This window comes from Streptomyces sp. VTCC 41912, from assembly GCF_045799175.1.
Lineage (GTDB): Bacteria > Actinomycetota > Actinomycetes > Streptomycetales > Streptomycetaceae > Streptomyces > Streptomyces albulus_C.
This window is the reverse complement of the sequence record NZ_JBJMAB010000005.1, coordinates 340,962-361,940: the sequence shown is the minus strand read 5'-3', so window position 1 is coordinate 361,940 and position 20,979 is coordinate 340,962. Positions and strand designations below refer to the sequence as shown.

At 69.5% G+C, this 20,979-nt stretch carries 21 protein-coding genes and 1 pseudogene; 13 read left to right on the top strand and 9 right to left on the bottom strand.

Features of this window, described 5'->3' with window-relative positions; genetic code table 11:
* Positions 1-99: 99 nt before the first annotated feature.
* Complete coding sequence (locus ACJ6WD_RS11365; protein WP_020930342.1) at positions 100-273, top strand: hypothetical protein; 174 nt, start codon at positions 100-102, stop codon at positions 271-273.
* Between the two features lie 535 nt (positions 274-808).
* On the opposite strand, the gene ACJ6WD_RS11360 is transcribed toward ACJ6WD_RS11365, so the two are convergent.
* Both ACJ6WD_RS11360 and ACJ6WD_RS11355 read right to left on the bottom strand, forming a co-directional pair.
* Positions 809-1,159 carry a hypothetical protein gene (locus ACJ6WD_RS11360; protein ID WP_233659068.1) on the bottom strand — a complete coding sequence of 117 codons (351 nt, stop codon included), beginning with the start codon at positions 1,157-1,159 and terminating at the stop codon, positions 809-811.
* Between the two features lie 633 nt (positions 1,160-1,792).
* Entirely contained in the window at positions 1,793-2,983 is a 1,191-nt protein-coding gene (locus ACJ6WD_RS11355) for a serine hydrolase domain-containing protein (RefSeq protein WP_407615734.1), read from the bottom strand.
* A gap of 446 nt (positions 2,984-3,429) precedes the next feature.
* On the opposite strand from ACJ6WD_RS11355, the gene ACJ6WD_RS11350 reads away from it, so the two are divergent.
* A complete protein-coding gene (locus ACJ6WD_RS11350; RefSeq protein WP_233659067.1) occupies positions 3,430-4,167 on the top strand; it encodes a helix-turn-helix domain-containing protein in 738 nt (245 codons plus the stop codon).
* Positions 4,168-4,275: 108 nt separating this feature from the next.
* Here the strand turns inward: ACJ6WD_RS11350 and ACJ6WD_RS11345 are convergent, their stop codons facing one another.
* Positions 4,276-5,346: a hypothetical protein gene (locus ACJ6WD_RS11345; RefSeq protein ID WP_407615724.1), complete on the bottom strand. Its 1,071-nt coding sequence runs from the start codon at positions 5,344-5,346 to the stop codon at positions 4,276-4,278.
* A gap of 99 nt (positions 5,347-5,445) precedes the next feature.
* On the opposite strand from ACJ6WD_RS11345, the gene ACJ6WD_RS11340 reads away from it, so the two are divergent.
* From ACJ6WD_RS11340 to ACJ6WD_RS11325, 4 genes are all read left to right on the top strand, one after another.
* Positions 5,446-6,246 carry a 2'-5' RNA ligase family protein gene (locus ACJ6WD_RS11340; protein ID WP_407615723.1) on the top strand — a complete coding sequence of 267 codons (801 nt, stop codon included), beginning with the start codon at positions 5,446-5,448 and terminating at the stop codon, positions 6,244-6,246.
* 340 nt (positions 6,247-6,586) lie between these two features.
* A complete protein-coding gene (locus tag ACJ6WD_RS11335; protein ID WP_407615722.1) occupies positions 6,587-7,039 on the top strand; it encodes a hypothetical protein in 453 nt (150 codons plus the stop codon).
* Positions 7,040-7,245: 206 nt separating this feature from the next.
* Positions 7,246-7,488 carry a hypothetical protein gene (locus ACJ6WD_RS11330; protein WP_376446961.1) on the top strand — a complete coding sequence of 81 codons (243 nt, stop codon included), beginning with the start codon at positions 7,246-7,248 and terminating at the stop codon, positions 7,486-7,488.
* Positions 7,489-7,801: 313 nt separating this feature from the next.
* The gene (locus ACJ6WD_RS11325) at positions 7,802-8,086 is read left to right on the top strand and encodes a hypothetical protein (protein ID WP_037634800.1); all 285 of its coding nucleotides are present in this window, start codon (positions 7,802-7,804) and stop codon (positions 8,084-8,086) included.
* A 70-nt stretch (positions 8,087-8,156) separates the two neighbouring features.
* Here ACJ6WD_RS11325 and ACJ6WD_RS11320 read toward each other — a convergent pair whose 3' ends face one another.
* Positions 8,157-8,504, bottom strand: coding sequence for a hypothetical protein (locus ACJ6WD_RS11320; RefSeq protein ID WP_016574091.1), 348 nt, complete (start codon positions 8,502-8,504; stop codon positions 8,157-8,159).
* Positions 8,505-8,729: 225 nt separating this feature from the next.
* Between ACJ6WD_RS11320 and ACJ6WD_RS11315 the strand changes: the two genes are divergently transcribed.
* Entirely contained in the window at positions 8,730-9,542 is an 813-nt protein-coding gene (locus ACJ6WD_RS11315; RefSeq protein ID WP_407615721.1) for a hypothetical protein, read from the top strand.
* 704 nt (positions 9,543-10,246) lie between these two features.
* On the opposite strand, the gene ACJ6WD_RS11310 is transcribed toward ACJ6WD_RS11315, so the two are convergent.
* Positions 10,247-11,461, bottom strand: a complete 1,215-nt coding sequence (locus ACJ6WD_RS11310) for an acyl-CoA dehydrogenase family protein (protein WP_233659062.1) — start codon at positions 11,459-11,461, stop codon at positions 10,247-10,249.
* Between the two features lie 189 nt (positions 11,462-11,650).
* Between ACJ6WD_RS11310 and ACJ6WD_RS11305 the strand changes: the two genes are divergently transcribed.
* Complete coding sequence (locus ACJ6WD_RS11305; protein ID WP_016574094.1) at positions 11,651-12,355, top strand: TetR family transcriptional regulator; 705 nt, start codon at positions 11,651-11,653, stop codon at positions 12,353-12,355.
* Positions 12,356-12,373: 18 nt separating this feature from the next.
* Here ACJ6WD_RS11305 and def read toward each other — a convergent pair whose 3' ends face one another.
* Positions 12,374-12,943 carry a peptide deformylase gene (def, locus tag ACJ6WD_RS11300; RefSeq protein WP_233659061.1) on the bottom strand — a complete coding sequence of 190 codons (570 nt, stop codon included), beginning with the start codon at positions 12,941-12,943 and terminating at the stop codon, positions 12,374-12,376.
* A gap of 185 nt (positions 12,944-13,128) precedes the next feature.
* Here def and ACJ6WD_RS11295 point away from each other — a divergent pair, with 185 nt between their 5' ends.
* From ACJ6WD_RS11295 to ACJ6WD_RS11275, 5 genes are all read left to right on the top strand, one after another.
* Entirely contained in the window at positions 13,129-14,367 is a 1,239-nt protein-coding gene (locus ACJ6WD_RS11295; RefSeq protein ID WP_233659060.1) for a MurT ligase domain-containing protein, read from the top strand.
* A 38-nt stretch (positions 14,368-14,405) separates the two neighbouring features.
* Positions 14,406-15,134 carry a type 1 glutamine amidotransferase gene (locus tag ACJ6WD_RS11290; protein WP_233659059.1) on the top strand — a complete coding sequence of 243 codons (729 nt, stop codon included), beginning with the start codon at positions 14,406-14,408 and terminating at the stop codon, positions 15,132-15,134.
* Positions 15,135-15,317: 183 nt separating this feature from the next.
* The gene (locus tag ACJ6WD_RS11285) at positions 15,318-16,343 is read left to right on the top strand and encodes a 6-phosphofructokinase (RefSeq protein WP_016574098.1); all 1,026 of its coding nucleotides are present in this window, start codon (positions 15,318-15,320) and stop codon (positions 16,341-16,343) included.
* Positions 16,344-16,460: 117 nt separating this feature from the next.
* On the top strand, positions 16,461-17,420 hold the full coding sequence (locus tag ACJ6WD_RS11280; protein ID WP_233659057.1) for a cytochrome c oxidase assembly protein: 960 nt from the start codon (positions 16,461-16,463) through the stop codon (positions 17,418-17,420).
* 137 nt (positions 17,421-17,557) lie between these two features.
* Positions 17,558-17,716, top strand: coding sequence for a hypothetical protein (locus tag ACJ6WD_RS11275; RefSeq protein ID WP_331246511.1), 159 nt, complete (start codon positions 17,558-17,560; stop codon positions 17,714-17,716).
* 30 nt (positions 17,717-17,746) lie between these two features.
* Here the strand turns inward: ACJ6WD_RS11275 and ACJ6WD_RS11270 are convergent, their stop codons facing one another.
* The 3 genes and pseudogenes from ACJ6WD_RS11270 to ACJ6WD_RS11260 all read right to left on the bottom strand — a co-directional run bounded on the left by ACJ6WD_RS11270 (position 17,747) and on the right by ACJ6WD_RS11260 (position 20,711).
* Positions 17,747-18,160: an SSI family serine proteinase inhibitor gene (locus ACJ6WD_RS11270; protein WP_233659055.1), complete on the bottom strand. Its 414-nt coding sequence runs from the start codon at positions 18,158-18,160 to the stop codon at positions 17,747-17,749.
* A gap of 293 nt (positions 18,161-18,453) precedes the next feature.
* A pseudogene (locus tag ACJ6WD_RS11265) lies at positions 18,454-18,798 on the bottom strand (alpha/beta hydrolase); the annotation flags it as partial.
* A complete protein-coding gene (locus tag ACJ6WD_RS11260) occupies positions 18,786-20,711 on the bottom strand; it encodes a recombinase family protein (protein ID WP_407615733.1) in 1,926 nt (641 codons plus the stop codon). The pseudogene ACJ6WD_RS11265 and the gene ACJ6WD_RS11260, both read right to left, overlap by 13 nt.
* Positions 20,712-20,979 lie beyond the last annotated feature (268 nt).

Here is a 20,979-nt window from a genome sequence, read left to right as displayed (position 1 = left end):
GGCGGTGAATGGGCTCGGCGTGATTGGGTAGTCGGGCGCCGGCGGCGCGCACCGTGCTCGGCTGCCGCCGTCTGCCCGATCGATTTTCAGGAGTAACCCATGCCCGCCCCCCTGCCAGCCCCCGCGCCCGCCCCGGCGAGCGGTTCACCGATCTACGAGAGCCTGGTCTCGAAACACGGCGACGTGGTCGCCGAGAGCCGCCGCGTCGCGCAGGAGACCCAGCGGGAGGCCGACCGGCTGCTGCACTTCGCCCCGCGCGACGGGCGGGACTGACCCCGCGCGGGAGGGCGGCCCGGGACACGCCCCGGAACCGCCCTCCGGCCCGCACCGGAGCAACACCCCGGTAGCACGCCGCCTTTGACGTTCCGGAACGCCCCTCGGCCCGGCCTCCGCAGTGCGGCATTCCCTTCTCAGCATTCCCTCATCAGCATGCACCGATGAGCAATAGCCCATGGGCAATCGGCAATCGGGCGAACGAGTTGACGCCGTGATCGGCGCACGCACACCACACGGGCGCGATTCCGCATGGTTCGGGGCGGCCCCCAAAAAAGGCGCCGAGCCCCGCATTCCCCGTCCCTCTCCCTCTCCCTCTTCGCACCACGCCAAGGCGGCGGAATCACCGGACGGATTGAGGACTGGCGATTACGGCTCGACCTTCTCCCGGGACGCCGCGGGCATTCCCCGTCGAGCCTCACCCGGAAATCCAGGACCGTGGCGCCGATCCGGAATTCACCGCACCCCGGAACGACGAAAGACCCCGCCCCTCCTTCTACGCCGAAGCGGAAGGAGGGGCGGGGTCGCGAAGGCTCTACTCCTCGTCCGGAACCTGCTCGGTGCCGTCCGCCTTGGCTTCCTTGCCGTGGTCGCCGCCCTTGGCTTCCTTGCCGCCCTCGTCCTCCTTACCGCCCTTGGCCTCCTTGCCGCCCTTGTCGTCCTTACCGCCCTTGTCGTCCTTACCGCCCTTGTCCTCCTTGCCGTGCTCCGAGCCGGCGTCGAAGATCCAGGCGTTGCCGCCGTCGTCATTGTTCACGTCCTGGAAGTTCATGGTGCCGGTGTCCTGCACCCCTCCCGTGTGGTCGTCGGCGACGGCGATGCCGACGGGACCGAGGAGGGCAGCCGAACACATCAGTGCGGCAGTGAGTGCAGTGCGCATACGCATGCTGAGCTCCGAAATACGTCGGGGTCGCTAGGACGTCGAATTCATGCCACCAATCCCCGGCCATCACGCCACGAATCACCCGCTCGGCGGTTTGACTCCCTCTTCCGCCCCGGCGTTTTCCAGCGGGTTTTCGGCATCGCACCTATGATGCGCCGCGACCTGCGGCAGGAATGCGCCCCAGGAGGACCGCTGCCGTCGCTGGCACACCTCTTCGGGCTCAATGGCGCCAGGCCGCGACGGCAGCCGATGCGTAAGCGGTGAAGTCCCCCGGCGGCCGGCCGAGGGCGCGTTGCACGCCGTCCGAGAGGTGGGCGTCCAGGCCGCGTCGGCTCCGCGGCGCGCGACGTACGGGCGGGTGAGGGGCTCCCCGTGGAGCGGCACGAGGTACACCGCCCGTACGCCGGTCAGCGCCGGGTCCCAGGCGGTGCGTTCGCGCCAGTCGCACCGCGGCGCACCGGAGCGCGCCGCCACCCGGACCGGAACGCCTCGCTCCCGCAGCAGGGACACGACCTGGCCGCCGGACTTGCCCGTACCGCAGACCGTGATCGACAGCACCGACTACTGCCGACCCTGCACCGCGGACGAAACGGCCGACGACGCGGCGGACGGCGCGGCCCTGCTGCTCAGCGGCGCCTACGCCGGCCGGGGCGAGATCAGCGAACGGCTGCTCCGCGCACTGCCCGAGGTGCTGGTGCTGCCCGCCGTCGACTGCCACCGCCCGCCGCAGAACACCGCGTCGACGAGCCGCTGCTGCGCCTGCTGGAACGCGGCCGCCGTGGCGGCGAAGTCGAGTTGGGCGTCCCCGGTGGTGAGCGAGGCGGTCAGGGTCGTGCCGCCGTCGGCGGTGCCGTACATCAGTGCCGCCCAGCCGAAGAAGCCGCCGTTGTGGTGGAAGACGGTGCCGCCGCCGTCGGTCTCCTGCACGAACAGCCCCAGGCCGTAGCCCAGTTTGGGGTGCGGCGTGCGCATCTCCGCCAGCAGCGGGGCCGGCAGGAGCTTCCCGGCCATCAGCGCGGAGAAGAACACGTGGAGGTCCTCGGTGGTCGAGATCATGTCGCCGGCGGCGGAGATCCAGGAGACGTTGTAGCGGGTGAGGTCGACCGTCTTCCACTGGCCGGCGTCCTGGAAGGTGTAGTAGCCGTGGGCGTGCGGCGCGGGGATCTCCGGCGAGGTGCCAGGCACCGAGGTGCCCGACAGTCCGAGCGGTCCGAGGATCCGCCGCTGCATCTCTTCGGCGTAGGGGCGGCCGGTGACCGCCTCGACCAGCAGCTTGGCCAGCACGTAGTTGGTGTTGGAGTAGTTCCAGTCCGTCCCCGGCGCGAACCGCGCCGGCTTGGACAGCGCCAGCCGTACCAGTTCTTCCGGCGGGTAGGTGTGGAACTGGTTGGCCACGAACTCCGGCCCCTGCCAGGGGATCCCCGGTGCGAACGTCCCGTCCTCGTAGTACTCGCCGGTGAAGTTGAACACCCCGCTGGTGTGCTGGAGCAGCATCCGCACCGTGATCCGCCGGTCCAGCTCGAACTGCGGCAGGTGGTCGGCCGCCGGCGCGTCCAGCCCCAGCTTGCCCTCCGCCACCAGTTGCAACACCAGTGTCGCGGTGAAGGTCTTGGTGCTGCTGCCGATCCGGAACCGCCCGTCGGTCGACGGCTTGGCGCTCGCGCCGAGCTTCCGCACCCCGGCACTGCCGACCCACGCGCCCCGCTCGTCGTGCACGCGCAACTGCACCCCGGCGAAACCGGAATCGACGATCTCCTGGAGGGCCTGCTGCAACTCCGGGCGCTCCGGACCGGCAACGGCTTTCTGGTCGGTATGGGGGAGGGACATGACGGGTGCTCCTTCTTCTCGGTCGTGCACGTCGGTCGAGCGAACGGCTGGTGCGGTGCGGGCCCTTGGCTCGATCCGCAGGACACCGTCGCCGTACGCGACCTCGGCCTGCTCCGCCGCCTTCGCGTCACGGTTCTTGGCGGCGTCCGTGGGCCGGGCCTCGACAGGGGTGTCGAACCTCCGCATCGTGCGCTCCCCCGATCCACCCACCGTTTCCAATGACCGAAACGCTACGTTGCATTCAAAATGCAAGCAACGATCCCGTTGCGCATAAATGCCATCGCCCCAGGTGGAGAACGCTAAATCATTGCAACGACCTCAAAGCTAACGCAACGACCCCACCCCGCCCGTTGCAATGAACTGAGAGTGAACGCTATGCTGACCGCGCCAGGCGCAGGAGGCGCACCAGGGACCACGCACACGCACGACGCACGAAGGAGGCCGCGATGCCGGGCGGCAGGCTCACCCAGCAGGAACGCCAACAGATCTCACTGGGGCTCGCCGACGGCCTCGCCTACGCCGAGATCGCCCGCCGCCTCGACCGCCCCACCTCGACCGTCACCCGCGAAGTGATGCGCAACGGCGGCCCCACCGGCTACCGCGCCGAACTCGCCCACCGCGCCACCGAACACCGCGCCCAACGCCGCAGGCACCCCACGCCCCACGGCCCCGACGCGCCCCCGCAGGCCCACGGGCGCGACCCCGAAGCGGTACGCGCGTACGAGGAGACGTTCACCACCGTCCTGATCCAATCGGGCACCCCCAAGATGAGCGCCCGGGTGCTGACCTGCCTGTGCACCAGCGACACCGGCAGCCTCACCGCCGCCGAACTCGTCCAACGCCTCCACGTCAGCCCGGCATCCGTCTCCAAGGCCATCGCGTTCCTCGAAAGCCAGGACCTGGTCCGTCGCGAGCGCGACGACCACCGGCGCGAGCGCTACGTCGTCGACGACGACGTCTGGTACCAATCGATGATGGCCAGCGTCCGCGGCACCGCCCACCTGGCCGAAACCGCACGCCAAGGCGTCAGCGTCCTCGGCCCCGACACCCCGGCCGCCACCCGCCTGGAAAACATCGCCCGCTTCGTCGACCACGTCTCCGAAAGCATCGCCCGCGCCGCCGACGAAGCCCGCGACCTCCTCCACGCGCAACCCGAGCAGGCCCGGGACGCGTCCACCCGGTAGGCGGGGCCGTACGCGCACCACACCACCGGCAAGCGACAGGGGCGGGGAGGCAGCACCCTGCCTCCCCGCCCCTACTCCCCCGCGGGATCGCCGTACCCGGCGGGACTACTACCTGGCGCGGATCGCGAACGGCAGCGACCGGTAAGAGAGCGACGTGTCACCGTTGCCCACCGACAGGCCCGCCTCCACCTTGGCCACGGGAGCGTCCGGCGCGACCGCCAGCCGCAACCGGTAGACGGCGGTGGCACCGGGGGCCAGCGGCTTCTTGGCGGTCGGGACCAGTCCGGCGCTCATGCCGGGGTCGCAGCCGCTGGGCACCAACGGCACGTGCTGCCAGCCGTGTTCGGGCACGTACTGCTGCAGTACCAGGTCCTTGGGGGCCACGAAGCGGTCGCCGCCCTGGCCGTAGGCGGAGAACCCGGCGTTGAGCTCCGGATAGGCCCGCTTGGTGGTGTTCTTGACCCTGAGGTCGAACTCCTTCGCCGCACCGCCGCGCACCAGGCCGGCACCGTCCGACCACCCCGTGACGCTGGTGGTGGGCCGATCGACGACGGTGCTGCGCGTCGGCGCGCGGTAGGTGTGACCGTGGCCGTCGTCGACCGAAGCGGAAACGTCCAGGCGACCGGGACGGTCGATGGCCTGGACCCGGAGCGCCACGGTGGCGGGGCGGCCGGGGCTCGCCGCCGCCGAGACCGGGAAGGAGAACCTCCCCTTGTTCGGACTGCCACTGCCGGCCGATCGGACGTCCAGGTCGACCCAGCGGTGCGTCTTCGCGTCGTACCGCTGCATCAGGAGGGAATCGGCGATGAAGCCGTGCGTGGTGACGTCCAGGTGGACGGTGCCCTTGGCGACCGGGGTGCGCAGGGTGACGTTCGAGGACGACCACAGGCCGATCGGCGCCTCCGGGGCGAGGCCGTAGGCGAGCTTCTGCGCCACGCTTCCGGTGACGGCCGTGGCCGGGGCCGCCTCCGTCGCCGCCGCGGCGTGCGTCCGCTGCGCCGCGGGCACCCCCGTCACCGTGGCCGCACCGCAGTTCGGCACGGACCGTGCCCCCGCCGTCGCCGCCACGGGCACCGCCTGCCCGGGGGCCGCCGCCCCGATCACCAGGGCCAGTCCGGCGACCACCATCGCCGCGGAGCCGACGGTCGCCTTCCGCGCGCTCATCGACTGTCGCGCCATACGTGTCATATTGCCCCCACTTCGTACGGGACGCACCAGTGTGCATCTCCGTGAGTGAGGAGTCGAATCTGCCGGACGAGGTTGCGGCGAACTCCTGAAATGGCGGGTTTTGACGGGAAAGTTACGCACCCGGAGCGGTCCACGTCCGTCAACGTTCAGGCGGGGTGCGGCCCTTGTCGACGAAGCGACCCGGGCGCCTGGACCCGCTACCGACGACCTCACGACCCCAGCAGACCGGACAGCGCATCGTCAACACGGTGCCCGGAGACGCCGAAAGCCCAGTCCGAGTGGGCGCCTTCACCCACCGCGCCCGGCCTCGACATGGGCAGCATCCGTGACATGCCAGACGCCAGCCCGCACCGGTTCCAGGCAGGTCGGACCGGACTCATCGTCAGGATCCCGGAGGCGGAACCAGCCGTTAGCGCGTGGCGTGAACGGTTCGATCCGTCAGCCCGAGCAGGGGTTCCCGCGCACGTCACCGTGGTCTTCCCGTTCCTCGACGGGAGTCGCGTGCAGGGGCACGTCCATCGGGCCCTCGCCGAGGTGCTCGGCGGCCATCACGCCTTCGACGTGCGGTTCGCACGCTGCGAGCGGTTCCCGGGAGTGCTGTACCTCGCCCCCGAGCCGGACGCACCCTTGCGGCGCCTCACCGAGGCGGTCGCCGAACGGTGGCCCGAAGCCCCTCCCTACGGCGGTGCCTTCACCGAGGTCCTACCGCACCTGACCGTCGCGGACGGTCAGGACGACACCGTCCTGACCGAGGTCGAGACCGCCCTACACACCGAACTCCCCTTCACGGCCCGGGTCTCGTCGGTGGACCTGATGGTGCACGACGGCGTGAAATGGCAGTTGCAGGCGACGTTCGACCTCCCGGCGTCCCCACGGCCCGCTCGCGAGTGATTTTCCGTCAGCCCTCCCGTGAACCATGACGTCCCTCATCTCGCCGCACGAATGACGGGGTCGATCGCGGCGGTGACGTTCTCGGCGACATGGGTCGGGCCGGAAGGAATCCTCAACCCACGACTGTCCGTTCGACACCCAGACGCCACGAAGCCCGAGCCCGTGATTCTGAGCCGCGCTCGGTCTCGGACATCGAACTTCGCGCATGGGCCAGATCACGCGGCATGACGACCAAAGCACCGGCGTGCCATCGCATAGGGTGACGAACTGGCAACGGCGAGGGCTCCATAGCGTGCCCTCACGGACCAGAAATACGAGAGCAACGGGGAATCGGGGGATCGTGTCGACCACGAAAGTCGACCCATCCGCACTGAGTGCGGCCGCTGGACACGGCGAAGAGATGCAAGCCGACACCGGGGCCGCCCTGGGTAGTTTGAGCGCGCACCACCAAGCCGTGCCGAGGCAGGCCGAGGGCCTCGACATGGTTGCGGAACGGGTCAAGTTCATCAGCCCTGACACAACCGATTCGAGAATGCCGAGAAAGAACGTGCCGGTGGTACGGGCCTCCCCACGCGAAGAGGGGATCCCCGCGGGCGACGTCGCCCTGGTGGGTAGCACCGGAACGGGCGCCCAAAAAACCTCGCAGTCTGCTGTCGGAGCAGGTCACGTGTGGGTGAGTGCGACAGGCAGCGCCCCGGTGACCCACGCCCCGTCCAACTACGAAATCGTCCTCGGTGGCGCCATTGCGTACAGCATGGACCACCCGGAAAAAGCCTTCTTCCAGAGGAGGTGAAAATGATGCGCCGCCGAACTTTTCGCCCCATAGCCCTCATCGCCATCCTCGCATCGAGCAGCCTCAGCGCCTGTTCTGTATTGCGCGACGGAGAGCCCAAGGCAAACATCGGCGTCCCGTAGGCCGTCAAACAGGACGACTCGGTTCTGGACCACACCTTCAAGGCTGTACGACCCCAGCTCAAATTGCGAGAAGGCCCGGCCCACATGTCGGAAGTGAAGAATTCCTTCACTAACAAGTCGACTGGCGAAGTACGCGTCGGCAGACATCGCTATGTGCGCACCGAGATTTCAGAGAAGAAGATCACTAAGCTGCTCGCGATTGTCGGCGATCACTGGAAGAAGGAGGGGTTCGAGATCAGCGCCTCGAACTCCCGAGTGCCTTCGCTCTCCGGTAAGGCACAGACGGCAGCGTCGGTGGGTTCACGGTGGGTGGGGCCGGCGACGTAGATATTTCTGCCGGCACCGGCACCCTGTCTGACGGACCCAGCGGTGACGTCCAAGGAGAGGAAGGCGACAAGGTCCCCAAGGCCCCGGCTAACAGGCGGGGCCTTTTTCATGGTCTGGGCCAAGCGGTCACCGACTCCTTGTGGAAACACCGCCAGACATCACCGGCAACCACGACCGCGGCGCCCGCGCTCCGTTTGGATCACCAAGCTCGGCCTTTCAGGCGATTGATTGCCTCCACGCGAGCCAGGCGGCCGACGCAGGGGTACGGCGAATCAGCAAACCACCACCCGGAGCCCCCGAGAGGAGAACGGCCATGTACGCAGCAATCCGACGCTACGAAGGGGTAACCAATCCCGCCGAAGCAGCGCGTCTCGTCAACGAGGGGTTCGTACCGCTCATGCGCCAACTCCCCGGCTTCGTGGCCTACTACTGGATCGACGCCGGCAACGGAGTGATGACCTCAACCAGCATCTTCCAGAACCAGGCCAGCGCCGAAGAATCAGTCTCCACGGCGGCGGACTTCGTGCAGCACAACCTGGCGTCGCTGCTCCCCAACCCGCCCCAGGTCACGGCCGGCGAGGTCGTAGCCTCCGGGTGATGAGACGTCCTCTCGGGGGGCCGAGAGAGACCAGCCCGCTCCCCAAGGGGTCACCCTGTGGTCGCCCGGATCAGACCGCCAGTGCCTCCTCGCGCAGGAACGTCGCCGGACACCGCCGGCAAATCCACGACCGCGACCACTTGGCCCGCGCATCCTCCGCAGCCCGCGCACGCCCCGACAACCAGAAGCCCACGCCCACACCACCAGCCAGCAGCACGACCCCCGCAGCCACACCGCCCGTCACCAACGCCACGACCCCAAGTGCGCCAGCCGCCACCGGATACAGCCACTGCATCCTGTACTCCAGCGGCGGCGCGTACTCGTCGCGCAGCTCCGACTCCCTCGGCAGTGACTTCCAAAACTCCGGCAGATGCAGGACCTGGTTCGACTCCTTGCAACGCGGACACCCGAGCGCCATCCATCCCCCTCAAGTCAGAAGAACGACACCCTGCCAGAGCACGGCAGCACCCGAAAGGGCGCACGACAGCCAACAGGGCGCACAGCAAGCCGAGTTGAAGGCCGCACATACCGATCTGCACCAACACGCCCCACTGATCGCCACGGCCGAAACTCGCCGCGTCATCCAAGTGGCCGACGGGGAGCCTCCCGCTGAACGGCCAGCCATCAACACCGTGGGGGGAAAGTGGCATTCGGCATCGGACGCCGGCTCGACAGGCTCAGCGAAGAAGTCGATGGGCTCAGCGAAAGAATCGGCCACGCGCAACAAGCCATCACCGACGCACTCGACCGCAGCCTCACCAGCCTCCGCACCACCATCGAAGCAACCCTCAACGCAGCCCAAAACGCCCGCGACACAGCAGCCCTCACCCACGCCAGAACCGACGCCATCCACAGCGAACTCCAGGGCCTCCGCAACGAAACCCAGCGCCTGCAGCCCGCCCCACCCCCGCGTGACGAACAGCAAATCCTCAACCAACTCGCCGAACTCCGGCACAGCATCGAAGGGCTCCGCACCGACCTCGCGGCCGTCAAGACTCCCGAGCCGCCAACACCCCCAACGAAGCCGGACCCACAAGTCGCGACCCAACCCCCTTCCGAGGGCGACGACTTCGAACGCCTCCTCGGCCTCGCCGCCCGCATCGCATACGCCCAACTCACCTGCCACCGCGACCACTGGGACTTCCTCGTCGCACAATCCAGCAGCGGCCAACACTTCCGACTCCCCGCAGGCGTCAAAGAAGCCAACGGACTCATCCAAGCCGAGATCTCCGGCCGCACCCTCATCGCCGCACTCGACGCCCTACGCGCCACCGAACAAGACCCCGCCGCCCCCATCGGCACCCGAACGTTCGCCGCCGTCATCTACGAACGCATCGGCGCCGCCCTGTACAAAGTCGACGGCGACCAAGCCGACGCCCACTACCAAGCCGGCAACAACTGCCCACCCGTCACCCACATCATCATCGACGACCGGCCACCAGCCAGCGGTAGCTGATACGGAGACGCCCCGCTCGTGCCTAGAGCCGAGCGGGGCTTTCCCTACCGTCACAGGAACCAATGCGCCCCGGCCGCCCCCGAACTCAAGCTCGCCAGCCACAACAGCAGTGCCGGCGACGCCATCACGTGCAAATGACAGCCACGTTGGATGGAGCGATGCTCAGCTCATCGAAACCAATCCGGCTCACCTCGCGGGCTGCTTCATGGACGACGTGACAATTGGCCACGACGAAGAGAGCGCTACAGACCTCAGCGGAGCTGATCTCTCCGGCGTGACAGGGCTACAAGCAGCTTCCCTCGTAAAGGCGCGCACAGCTCACTCCATGATCATCCCTGCACAACTCGCTACGGACCCGCAGATTGGAGCGCACCTCGCAGAGGGTGCCCCGAACTGCTGAAGCGACGGATCGGACACTCCTCCGCCGAAAAGGCTGTCTCTCCCCCCGACACGCCAGCCCGCCCTGTGCTATTCGCCCACGAACTCAGCTCCTTCACTGGCACGACGAAGCCCCGCCCACGGCGGGCGGGGCTTCTCCACCTTTCAGCTCAAGCCGCCAGCGCTCCTTACGCAGACACGTCGCCGAGCACCGCCGGCCGATCCACGACCGCGCCTACATCGCCCGGACATCCCTCGCAGCTTGCGCGCGCCGCGCCGGACGGCGGCCGATCCTGGCCGGTGGGGCAGCGATCAGGTGCTTTGCCCTAGCGGATCGGCATCCCCGACAGTGTGCGGGCGATGACCAGGCGCTGGATTTCGCTGGTGCCCTCGAAGATGGTGTAGATCGCGGCGTCGCGGTGCATGCGCTCGACGGGGTATTCGCGGGTGAAGCCGTTGCCGCCGAGGATCTGGATCGCCTGGGCGGTGACCTTCTTGGCGGTCTCGCTGGCGAAGAGCTTCGACATCGAGCCCTCGGCGCTCTCGAACTTCTTGCCCGCGACCGCCATCCAGGAGGCGCGCCAGACCAGGAGGCGGGCGGCGTCGATCTGGGTGCGCATGTCGGCCAGTTGGAAGGCGACGCCCTGGTTGTCGATGATCGGGCGGCCGAACTGCTCGCGGGTCCTGGCGTACTCCAGGGCCTCCTCGTAGGCGGCGCGGGCGGTGCCGACGGCCATCGCGCCGACGGCCGGGCGGGAGGCCTCGAAGGTGGCCATCGCGGCGTTCTTGACGCCCTTGGCGCGCTCGCGGGCGCGGGCCAGTCGCTCGTCGAGCTTGTCCTTGCCGCCGAGCAGGCAGTGGCCGGGTACGCGGACGTCCTCCAGCACCACCTCGGCGGTGTGCGAGGCGCGGATGCCGTGCTTCTTGAACTTCTGCCCCTGGGAGAGGCCGGGGGTGTTCGGCGGGACGATGAAGGAGGCGTGGCCCCTGGAGCCGAGGTCCGGGTCGACGACCGCGACGACGACGTGGACGCCCGCGATGCCGCCGTTGGTGGCCCAGGTCTTGGTGCCGTTGAGCACCCACTCGTCCTTGGCCTGGTCGTAGACGGCGCGGGTGCGCATCGAGGCGACGTCGGAGCCGGCGTCCGGCTCGGACGAGCAGAAGGCGGCGACCTTCACGTCGTTCGCGTCGCCGTACATCTGCGGGACCCAGGTGCCGATCTGCTCCTCGGTGCCGTTGGCCAGGACGCCGACGGCGGCGAGGCCGGTGCCGACGATGGACAGGGCGATGCCGGCGTCGCCCCAGAACAGCTCCTCCATGGTCATGGGGATGCCGAGGCCGGTGGGGTCGAAGAACTGCTGGGCGTAGAAGTCGAGGGAGTACAGGCCGATCTTGGCGGCCTCCTGGATCACCGGCCAGGGGGTCTCCTCGCGCTCGTCCCACTCGGCGGCAGCGGGGCGCATGACGTCCGCGGCGAAGCCGTGGATCCAGTCACGGACTTCCTTCTGCTCGTCGTTGAGTTCCATGGTGAACTCGGCCATGTCCCCTCCAGTGGTGCGTACAGCCAGCCGTTACTTGCGGTAACCAGAGTGTGTTACTCGTGAGTAATAGATGTCAACTCCTCCCGGCCGCCGATTTGGCGGTGGAGATCGCGCGAAGTTCGGGCATCACCGAGTCCGGGTGTTACGTTGCGCGAGCGCCACGGATTCACAAGGGTGGGGAGCACGACCATGGACAGCATCGACAGCGCCGGGCGGACCGGCGCGGAGCGGCCCGCCGGCACGGAACGGGCCGGCACGGGCGGCGGCGACCGGCAACGCAGTGCGACCGAGCGCAGACGCCGGGAACTGCTGGAGGCCGCCGAACGGATCGTGCTGCGCGACGGCCCGGAAGCGTCGATGAACGCCATCGCCGCCGAGGCCGGCATCACCAAGCCGATCCTCTATCGGCACTTCGGCGACAAGGGCGGTCTCTACCGCGCGCTCGCCGTCCGGCACACCGACGCCCTGCTCGCCAACCTCCGGGCCGCGCTGGACGCCCAGGTCGTGCGCCGGGAGCGGGTCGAGGCCACCCTCGACGCGTATCTGGTCGCCATCGAGACCCGGCCGCAGGTCTACCGCTTCCTGATGCACCCGGCGGACGAGGACCACCCCGCGGAGTCCGGCTTCGACGTGGGCCGGCACTCCGCTCCCCTGCTGCGCCGGCTCGGCGAGGAGCTGGCCGAGGTGATCGCCGAACGGCTCGACCTGGGGCCGGAGGGCGCGGAGCGGGCCCGGGTGTGGGGGCACGGCATCGTCGGCATGATGCACGCGGCCGGTGACTGGTGGCTGCGCGAACGCCCGTGCTCACGCGAGCAGTTGGTGAGCCACCTCACCGATCTGCTGTGGGGCCAGCTGGCCACCGTCAAGGACCTGGCCGGCGGCCCCGGATTCTGAATCGCGGGCGGGCCGGCGTCAGACCCGCGCCGCCGCCCGCTCCTCCGTCGCCGCGGCCCAGGGCGCCCGGGTCACCGCGCGCAGCGCCCGGCGGCGGCGCAGACCGGTGAGCCGGTCGACGTAGAGGCCGCCGCCGAGGTGGTCGCACTCGTGCTGGAGGCAGCGGGCGAAGAAGCCGGTGCCGGTCACCGTCACCGGTGCGCCGGTCAGGTCGAACCCGGTCACGACGGCGTGGTCGTGACGCGGCGTGCCGGCCTCGATGCCGGGCAGTGACAGACAGCCCTCGGGGCCGCGGACCACCGGCCCGTCCGCCTCGACGAGGCGGGGGTTGACGACGTGCCCCAGGTGCCGGCGGTCCTCGTCGTCGGGGCAGTCGTAGACGAACACCCGGAGCGCGACGCCGACCTGGTTGGCGGCCAGCCCGACGCCGTTCGCCGCGTACATCGTCGCGTACATGTCCTCGATCAGCGCGGCCAGTTCGCCGTCGAAGGCGGTGACCTCCGCACAGGGGCGGGTGAGGACGGGATCGCCGTACAGGCGCAGCGGTCGGGGGCGGCCGGAACTGCCGGGGATGGTGCGGTGGCGCATGGGCCCAGCGTACGGGCCGGGCCTTGCGGATGACGTCACGGAGGTGGCGGAGTTCGGGCCGGACGCCGGATCTCGATAGGCTGATCCCCGACCGAAGCCTCCGCCGGTCGACGACCGCGGAGGAGGTGCATTCTTCCGGCAGCCTCAGGGCGGGAGTGCGCCGGATGCAAGGAGGATCGAAGACGATGGCAGGCAACACGGAGCCGCTGTCGCCGCGGGCCAAGCTGGCTGTGACGGCCGGCAAGGCCGCGGCAGCGGTGTCGCGCGCGGCGGGCCGCGGCAGCGGATCGGTGATCGGCGGCCGGGTGGCGCTCAAGCTCGACCCCGACCTGCTGGCCGCGCTGGCCAAGCACCTGGACGTGGTACTGGTGTCCGCCACCAACGGCAAGACGACCACCACGCGACTGATCGCCGAGGCGCTGCGGGCCAGCGGCCCGGTGGTCTCCAACGCGCTGGGCGCGAACATGCCCGCGGGCATCACCTCGGCCCTGGCGGGCGGCTCGGACGCCAAGTACGGCGTCATCGAGGTGGACGAGAAGTACCTGGCGACGGTGGCCCGGGACGTCACGCCCAAGGCCATAGCGCTGCTGAACCTCTCGCGGGACCAGCTCGACCGGGCCGCCGAGACCCGGATGCTGGCCGAGCACTGGCGCGAGGGCCTGTCCGGCTCCAAGGCGCTGATCATCGCCAACGCCGACGACCCGCTGATCGTCTGGGCGGCGTCGTCGTCCGCGAACGTGGTGTGGGTCGCCGCCGGCCAGGAGTGGAAGGACGACGCCTGGTCCTGCCCCTCGTGCGGCGGTGTGATGCAGCGCCCGGGCGACGACTGGTTCTGTGCCGAGTGCGGCTTCCGCCGTCCGACGCCGAGCTGGGCGCTCTCCGGCGACCACGTGCTCGACCCGCACGGCAGCGCCTGGCCGATCAAGCTCCAGCTGCCGGGCCGCGCCAACAAGGCGAACGCCACCACCTCCGCCGCGGTCGCGGCCGCCTTCGGGGTGCCGCCGCAGGTCGCCCTGGAGCGGATGTTCGCGGTGCAGGCCGTCGCGGGCCGCTACGACGTGGTCACCTTCGCGGAGCGCGAGCTGCGGCTGCTGCTGGCGAAGAACCCGGCCGGTTGGCTGGAGACCTTCTCGCTGATCGACGGACCGCCGACCCCGGTGATCATGTCGGTGAACGCCCGCGGCGCGGACGGCACCGACACCTCCTGGCTGTGGGACGTGGACTACACCCGGCTGGCCGGGCACCCGATCTTCGTGCTGGGCGACCGCCGGCTGGACCTGGCGGTGCGCCTGGAGGTCGCGGGGCTCGACTTCGAGGTCTGCGAGACCCTCGACGAGGCGGTGCAGATCGCACCGCCCGGTCGGATCGAGGTCATCGCCAACTACACGGCCTTCCAGGACCTGCGCCGCCGCGTGGGCAACTGAGTGCGGTCCACGGACAACAGCGACAAGGACGAGCGAGCATGAGTGACAACAGCCTGCGCGTGGTGTGGATCTATCCGGACCTCCTGAGCACCTACGGCGACCAGGGCAACGTCCTGGTGGTGGAGCGGCGGGCGCGCCAGCGCGGCCTGGACGTCCAGCGCCTGGACGTCCGCTCCGACCAGCAGATCCCCACCTCCGGGGACATCTACCTGATCGGCGGCGGCGAGGACCGCCCGCAGCGGCTGGCGGCCGAGCGGCTGATCCGCGACGGCGGCCTGGACCGCGCGGTCTCCAACGGCGCGATCGTCTTCTCGGTGTGCGCCGGCTACCAGATCCTCGGCCACGAGTTCATCAACGACCTCGGCGAGCGCCAGCAGGGCCTGGGGCTGCTGGACGTGGTGAGCACCCGCGGCGAGGGCGAGCGGTGCGTCGGCGACGTGCTGGCGGACATCGACTCGCAGTTGGGGCTGCCGCCGCTGACCGGTTTCGAGAACCACCAGGGCGTCACGCACCTGGGGCAGACCGCCCGGCCGTTCGCCAAGGTCCGGTTCGGCAACGGCAACGGCGTCGGCGACGGCTACGAGGGCGCGTGGAACGACACCGTCTTCGGGACGTACATGCACGGCCCGGTGATGGCCCGCAACCCGCACATCGCGGACCTCCTCATCAAGCTCGCGCTGGACGTCAACGCGCTGCCGCCGGCCGACGACCGGTGGTACGACGCGCTGCGCGAGGAGCGGATCGCGGCGGCGACGCAGAACGTCTGACGGGTTCCGCCGCCCACGACGGCCGGATCCGGGGCATCGGCCCGGATCCGGCCGTTTTCCGTGCACCGGTGTCCGCTCTGCGGTCATCCGTGTGTCGGGGTGCCGCGCACTTGTAGGCTGAGCGGGATCCAACCGGACGACGGGGTCCGGGCGTCCGGTTGAATTGCGATGGGTTGCTACACAATGCGTATGGGTGTCCTCACGTCCGGGGGCGACTGCCCCGGCCTGAACGCCGTCATCCGGTCCGTCGTCCACCGCGCCACCGCCGACCACGGCGACGAGGTGATCGGCTTCATGGACGGCTGGAAGGGCCTGCTGGAGTGCGATTACCGCAAGCTCGACCTGGATGCCGTCGGCGGCATCCTGGCGCGCGGCGGGACCATCCTCGGCTCGTCGCGGGTGCAGCCCGCCCATCTGCGGGACGGGGTGGAGCGGGCCCGCGGCCACGTCGCCGAGCTGGGGCTGGACGCGATCATCCCGATCGGCGGTGAGGGCACGCTGAAGGCGGCGCGGCTGCTGTCGGACGCCGGACTGCCGATCGTCGGCGTGCCGAAGACCATCGACAACGACATCGCCGTCACCGACGTGACGTTCGGCTTCGACACCGCGGTGGGAGTGGCCACCGAGGCCCTGGACCGGCTCAAGACCACCGCCGAGTCGCACCAGCGGGTGATGATCGTCGAGGTGATGGGGCGGCACACCGGCTGGATCGCGCTGCACTCGGGGATGGCCGCCGGCGCGCACGCCATCGTGGTGCCGGAGCGGCCGTTCGACATCGAGGAGCTGACCGCCCGGGTCGCCGAGCGCTTCGAGGCCGGCAAGAAGTTCGCGATCGTGGTGGTCGCGGAGGGCGCCAAGCCGCGCGAGGGCACCATGGCCTTCGACATCGGCGGCACCGACGTCTACGGGCACGAGCGGTTCGCCGGGGTCGCCCGGCAGCTGTCGGTGGAGTTGGAGGCGCGACTCGGCAAGGAGGCCCGCCCGGTCATCCTCGGCCACGTCCAGCGCGGGGGTACGCCCACCGCGTACGACCGGGTGCTGGCCACCCGCTTCGGCTGGCACGCGGTGGAGGCCGCGCACCGCGGGGAGTTCGGGATGATGACCGCGTTGCGCGGCACGGACATCACGCTGGTGCCGCTGGCCCAGGCCGTGGAGAGCCTGAAGACGGTGCCCGCCGAGCGCTACGACGAGGCCGAGTGCGTGCTCTGAGACCCCGGTAGCCCATGCGCGGGGTTCGGTTCCGTTCGGGCGCCCCCGGCCGCTGCACCGGCCGGGGGCGCCTCTACGCTTGTCGCCGGAGCATTGGTACGAATCAGGAGCGAGCGGATGCATCACAGCGGGCACGGCATGGACGGCATGAACATGGATCTGCCGCCGTTCACGCTGGGGCGGGGCCTCGCGTTCGGCGGTGATGCGTTCTTCCTGGTCGGCTGCCTGGTGGGGTTGGGGCTGTACGGCTGGGCGGTCCTCCGGCTGCGGCGGCGCGGTGACGCGTGGCCGATGGGCCGGGTCGTCGCCTGGGTGCTGGGCGTGCTGACGGTGGCGGTGACGATGTGCACCAAGCTGAACGACTACGGCATGGCGATGTTCAGCGTCCACATGGTCCAGCACATGATCATCAGCATGCTCTCGCCGATCCTGCTGCTGCTCGGGGCGCCGGTGACGCTGGCACTGCGCGCCCTGCCGGCCGCCGGGCGCGGGAGCAAGGGGCCGCGCGAGCTGCTGGTGGCGCTGCTGCACAGCCGGTACATGCGGATCATCACGCACCCCGCGTTCACCATCCCGCTGTTCATCGCGAGCCTCTACGCGCTGTACTTCACCCCGCTGTTCGACCTGTTGATGCAGTCCCGGGCCGGGCACATCGCGATGATGGTGCACTTCCTGGCGGTGGGTCTGGTCTTCTTCTGGCCGATCATGGGCGTGGACCCGGGCCCGCACCGGCCGGGATACGTGATGCGGATGCTGGAGCTGTTCGCCGGGATGCCGTTCCACGCGTTCTTCGGCATCGCCCTGATGATGGCGACCGAGCCGATGGTGAAGACCTTCCTGCACCCGCCGGCCTCGCTGGGCATCGAGGCGCTGGCCGACCAGCAGGCGGCCGGCGGGATCGCCTGGGCGTTCAGCGAGATCCCGTCGGTGGTGGTGCTGATCGCGCTGGTCTTCCAGTGGTACAAGTCCGAGGAGCGCACCTCGCAGCGCGCCGACCGGGCCGCGGACCGCAACGGCGACAAGGACCTGGCGGAGTACAACGCCTACCTGGCGTCGCTCAACGCGCGGGGGCGGTAGCGCGCGACGCGGGGCGCCGGGGCGGAACGCCGCGGTGCGGTAGGTCATCTGGCGGCACGGGCCGCGGCCGGGGACGATGGTCTCCTGGCCGCGGCCCGCGGCGTTGGGCCCGCGGCCGCCGGGAGGAGGGTGCGGGTATGCCCGGATCTACCAGAGCGATGGCCGTCTGCACGGGGTGCGGACTCGTCGCGGCGACCGCCTACACGGTGGCGTTGGGCGGCAACGGCTGGGTGTGGTTCCTGTGGGTGGTGCTGGCGCTGCTCACAGTCGGTGTGGTGACGGCGCGGCGGGTCTGAGCCGCGCCGCGGGCGCCGACCGGTCGCGGGTCAGAAGCGGAACAGCGGGCCGGTGGCGGCGTCCATGGTGCAGGCGTTGGGGTACTCCCGGCGCCATTCGACCGGCGCGCCGCGCCAGCTGCCGGAGGCGGTGACGGTCACCGGGTCGTACTCCCGGGTGCAGACGTGCGGGTCGCCGCGCAGCGCGTCCGGATCGCCCTGGACCGCGGCCAACTCGGCGCAGGCGGCGGCGCCGTGCGGATGGGTGCCGCGGGTGTCCGGGCAGCTCAGGCGCACCCCGCGGATCCAGGTGTCGCCGGCGCCGGAGACGGTCAGGAAGAGCCCGTCGGCGCCGTCCGGAACGGCGGCGCGGGCCGAGGCCGCGCCGAGTGCGGTGCACAGCGCCACGGTCACGCCCGCCGCGACGGCGGTACGGGGGATTCGGCGTCGGCGGCTCACGGGCATCGGGGTCTCCTGGAACGCTCGGGGCGGTGGCCCGGTGGGGCACGCGGTGGGCGGGCGGCGGCGCCCGGTGGGGACGGCGGACGGTGCCCGGCGGCCCCAGGCCACCCCGCCGGGCCGCGGCGCACAAGCGGCCACGCCGTGCGGTCGCCCGGACGGGTCGGCGGATGCCCGGGCCCGGGGGACGTCGACGCCGCGGCGCGGCGGCGTGACCGCTCGCGGGTCGGGCCGGCGACGAAGCAGGAGGGGCCGGTCGGGAGGAGCCAGGAGCTCCCCCGACCGGCCCCGGTGGTGGGTCAGCCGGCGGCCTTGGCCGTCTGCTTCGCCGGGACGGGCGTGGCGTGCGGGGCGCACGTGACGTCCGTCGGGTCCGTGGTGCCCTTCAGGAAGTACGCGTCGACCCGCTCGTTGATGCACGGGTTGACCAGCCCGGTGACGCCGTGCGAACCGGCGTCCCGCTCGGTGATCAGGCGGGAGCCGGCGAACCGCTTGTGCAGTTCGACGGCGCCGCCGTACGGGGTCGCCGCGTCACGGGTGCTCTGCACGATCAGGACCGGCGGCAGGCCCTTGCCGGACTTGACCTCGACGGGCGTCTGCTGCTTGACCGGCCAGGTGGCGCACGGCAGGTTCATCCAGGCGTTAGTGCACAGACCTCAGCATCCTGGCTCGTGCTCATCTCCGAGAACTTGTAGAGCCTCGGATCGATGTTGCCGGTCACCTCAAACGGCGGCAGCGGCGGCGTGCGGGGTGGTGCCGGCACCAGCAGGGGCTCGACGATGCTCGCCCACACTTCGTCCTTCCAGGCCCTCCAGCGGGCACGCAGGGCCTCCTTCGGCGGGAAGCGGTCGGGGATCTCGTCCCAAGGGCAGCCGGTGCGCGCCTTGTGTAGCAGTCCTTCGACAAGCAGCCGGAGATCATGGCTCTTCTTGGTGATGCGGAATTGGATCCGCGGTCGGACTTCCTCCCACAGATCATCGGTCATTTCCACGGGCAGGACGCCGCGGTCGTCGAACCACTTCTCGATGTCGGCGCCCGGACCGAAGCGGCCTTCCAAGGGGACCGAACCGATGAGCTTCACCTTGATGTCGGCCAGATCGAGGACTTCGGCCTTATGGCGGTCTGAAAGCCCTTTGAGGTTGAAGGTGGCCGTCTCAACCAACCTCTCCAGTTCCTCGGAGCGTTGAGCGATTTTCCTGGCGTCGTCGAGCATGCTCTTCGCTTCGGCCCGCAGGCTGATCTTCTTTTCTTGGTCGGCCTTCAGGGTAGCCATCGCCTTGGCTACCTGCTCGGGGTCCACCCCGGCCTTGGCGAAGCCGAGGAGTTGTGTGGTGCTCAGCTCGTCGAGCGCCTCGATCTCCTTGTCCAGCTCGGCGATGCGCTCTTCGTAAATGTGGGTGTAGTCGGGAGCTTCGCCCTGCCACGTCTTCGCCAGGTCCCGGAGCTTCTCCTTGTCGTCGAAGAACGTGACGAGGCTGTCCCAAACGACCTTTTCCATGGCGACGGCGTCGATGACGCTGTCTCCGCAGCCTGCGCCTCCAGAGCATCGATAGGTGCGACGCTGTTCCGCCTTCACCCAGACCCCGGTGTAGTGCTTGGTGCAGGTGCCGATGATGCGGGTGCTGAGCGGGTGGTACTTGTAAGGGCCGTCCATAGTCCAGCCATTGCGCTTGAGGGCGGCCCGGACGGAGTAGACGGTCTCCAGTGGTAGTGCGAGCGGAGTGTCGATGACCACGGTGGGGCCGTGCTTCGGCTGTCCGTCCTCCCCCACTATGGTGGCGCGGCGACGCCGCCTGTTGATGACGTCGTCGGTGTTGCGGAAGACGACGAAGCCGTCGAGGGCGGTGTTGTAGAACTTGTGGCGGAGGTTATGTCCGGTCCACTCGGCACCGCTGCGCGTGAGCTTGCCGATGAGGGTGAGCATGTGGGCGGCGCGATCGGCGTTGTATCCGCCTTCGACGATGAGTCGGCCAGCCAGTGCGAGTACGGCCGCTTCCTCCGGGCACACGGCGAGCTTGGAGTCGCGGCTGCCCTTGTTCACGATGTAGTAGCCGTAGGGCGGGGGACCACCAGTCCAGCCACCAACAGCGGCCTTCATTTGGAGGCCGTTCTGGGTCCGCTCCAAGATGGTGCGCCACTCCATCTCGGAGAAGGACGCGAGGTTTTGGAGGGCGACTGTTCCGTGAGTGGTGGTGGTGTCGATCTCCTGGGTGACGGAGATGATCGAGACCCCGGCGTCTTCGAGGGCCCAGACCCAGTGCCAGAATGCGCGACCGGTGCGGCCGATGCGGTCGAACTTGTGGACGGCGACGACGTCGATCTTCTTGGCACGGACGTCGCGCTCCAGGCGCATGATCTCCGGGCGATCCTGCTTCGCCCCGGACTCTCCGGCGTCCTCGTAGACCTCAGCGATCTCCCAGAGGATGTTCTTGTCGCGGTCCAGGATGTTCTTCTTGCCGACGTAGTCCTCGATGCCTGCGATCTGGACGTCGAGTCCGTAGCCGAGTATCTGGTCCTTGGTGGACACGCGAAGGTAGGCACCGACACGCTTGATCATGAGCTTGGCGCGGGCTGGCGAGTCGAAGGTGCGAGGTAGGGATGGCGGTTTCAGAGAAACCGGTACCGTGGTGGTCAAGGTTGGTCTCCTCACAGACTGACCTAATGCCCTGGCGGTGTACGTGGCCCGTTCGCCGCCAGGGCACTCTTGTGTTCAGTCGAGTATATGAGGCCAACCATCCCCGTTTCGGGGGTTTTTGACAGCTCGTCAGGCAGCCGCTTGGCCCTGCTCGTTCTCATCGTGTTCGGTGAACAGGATCGCGAGAAGG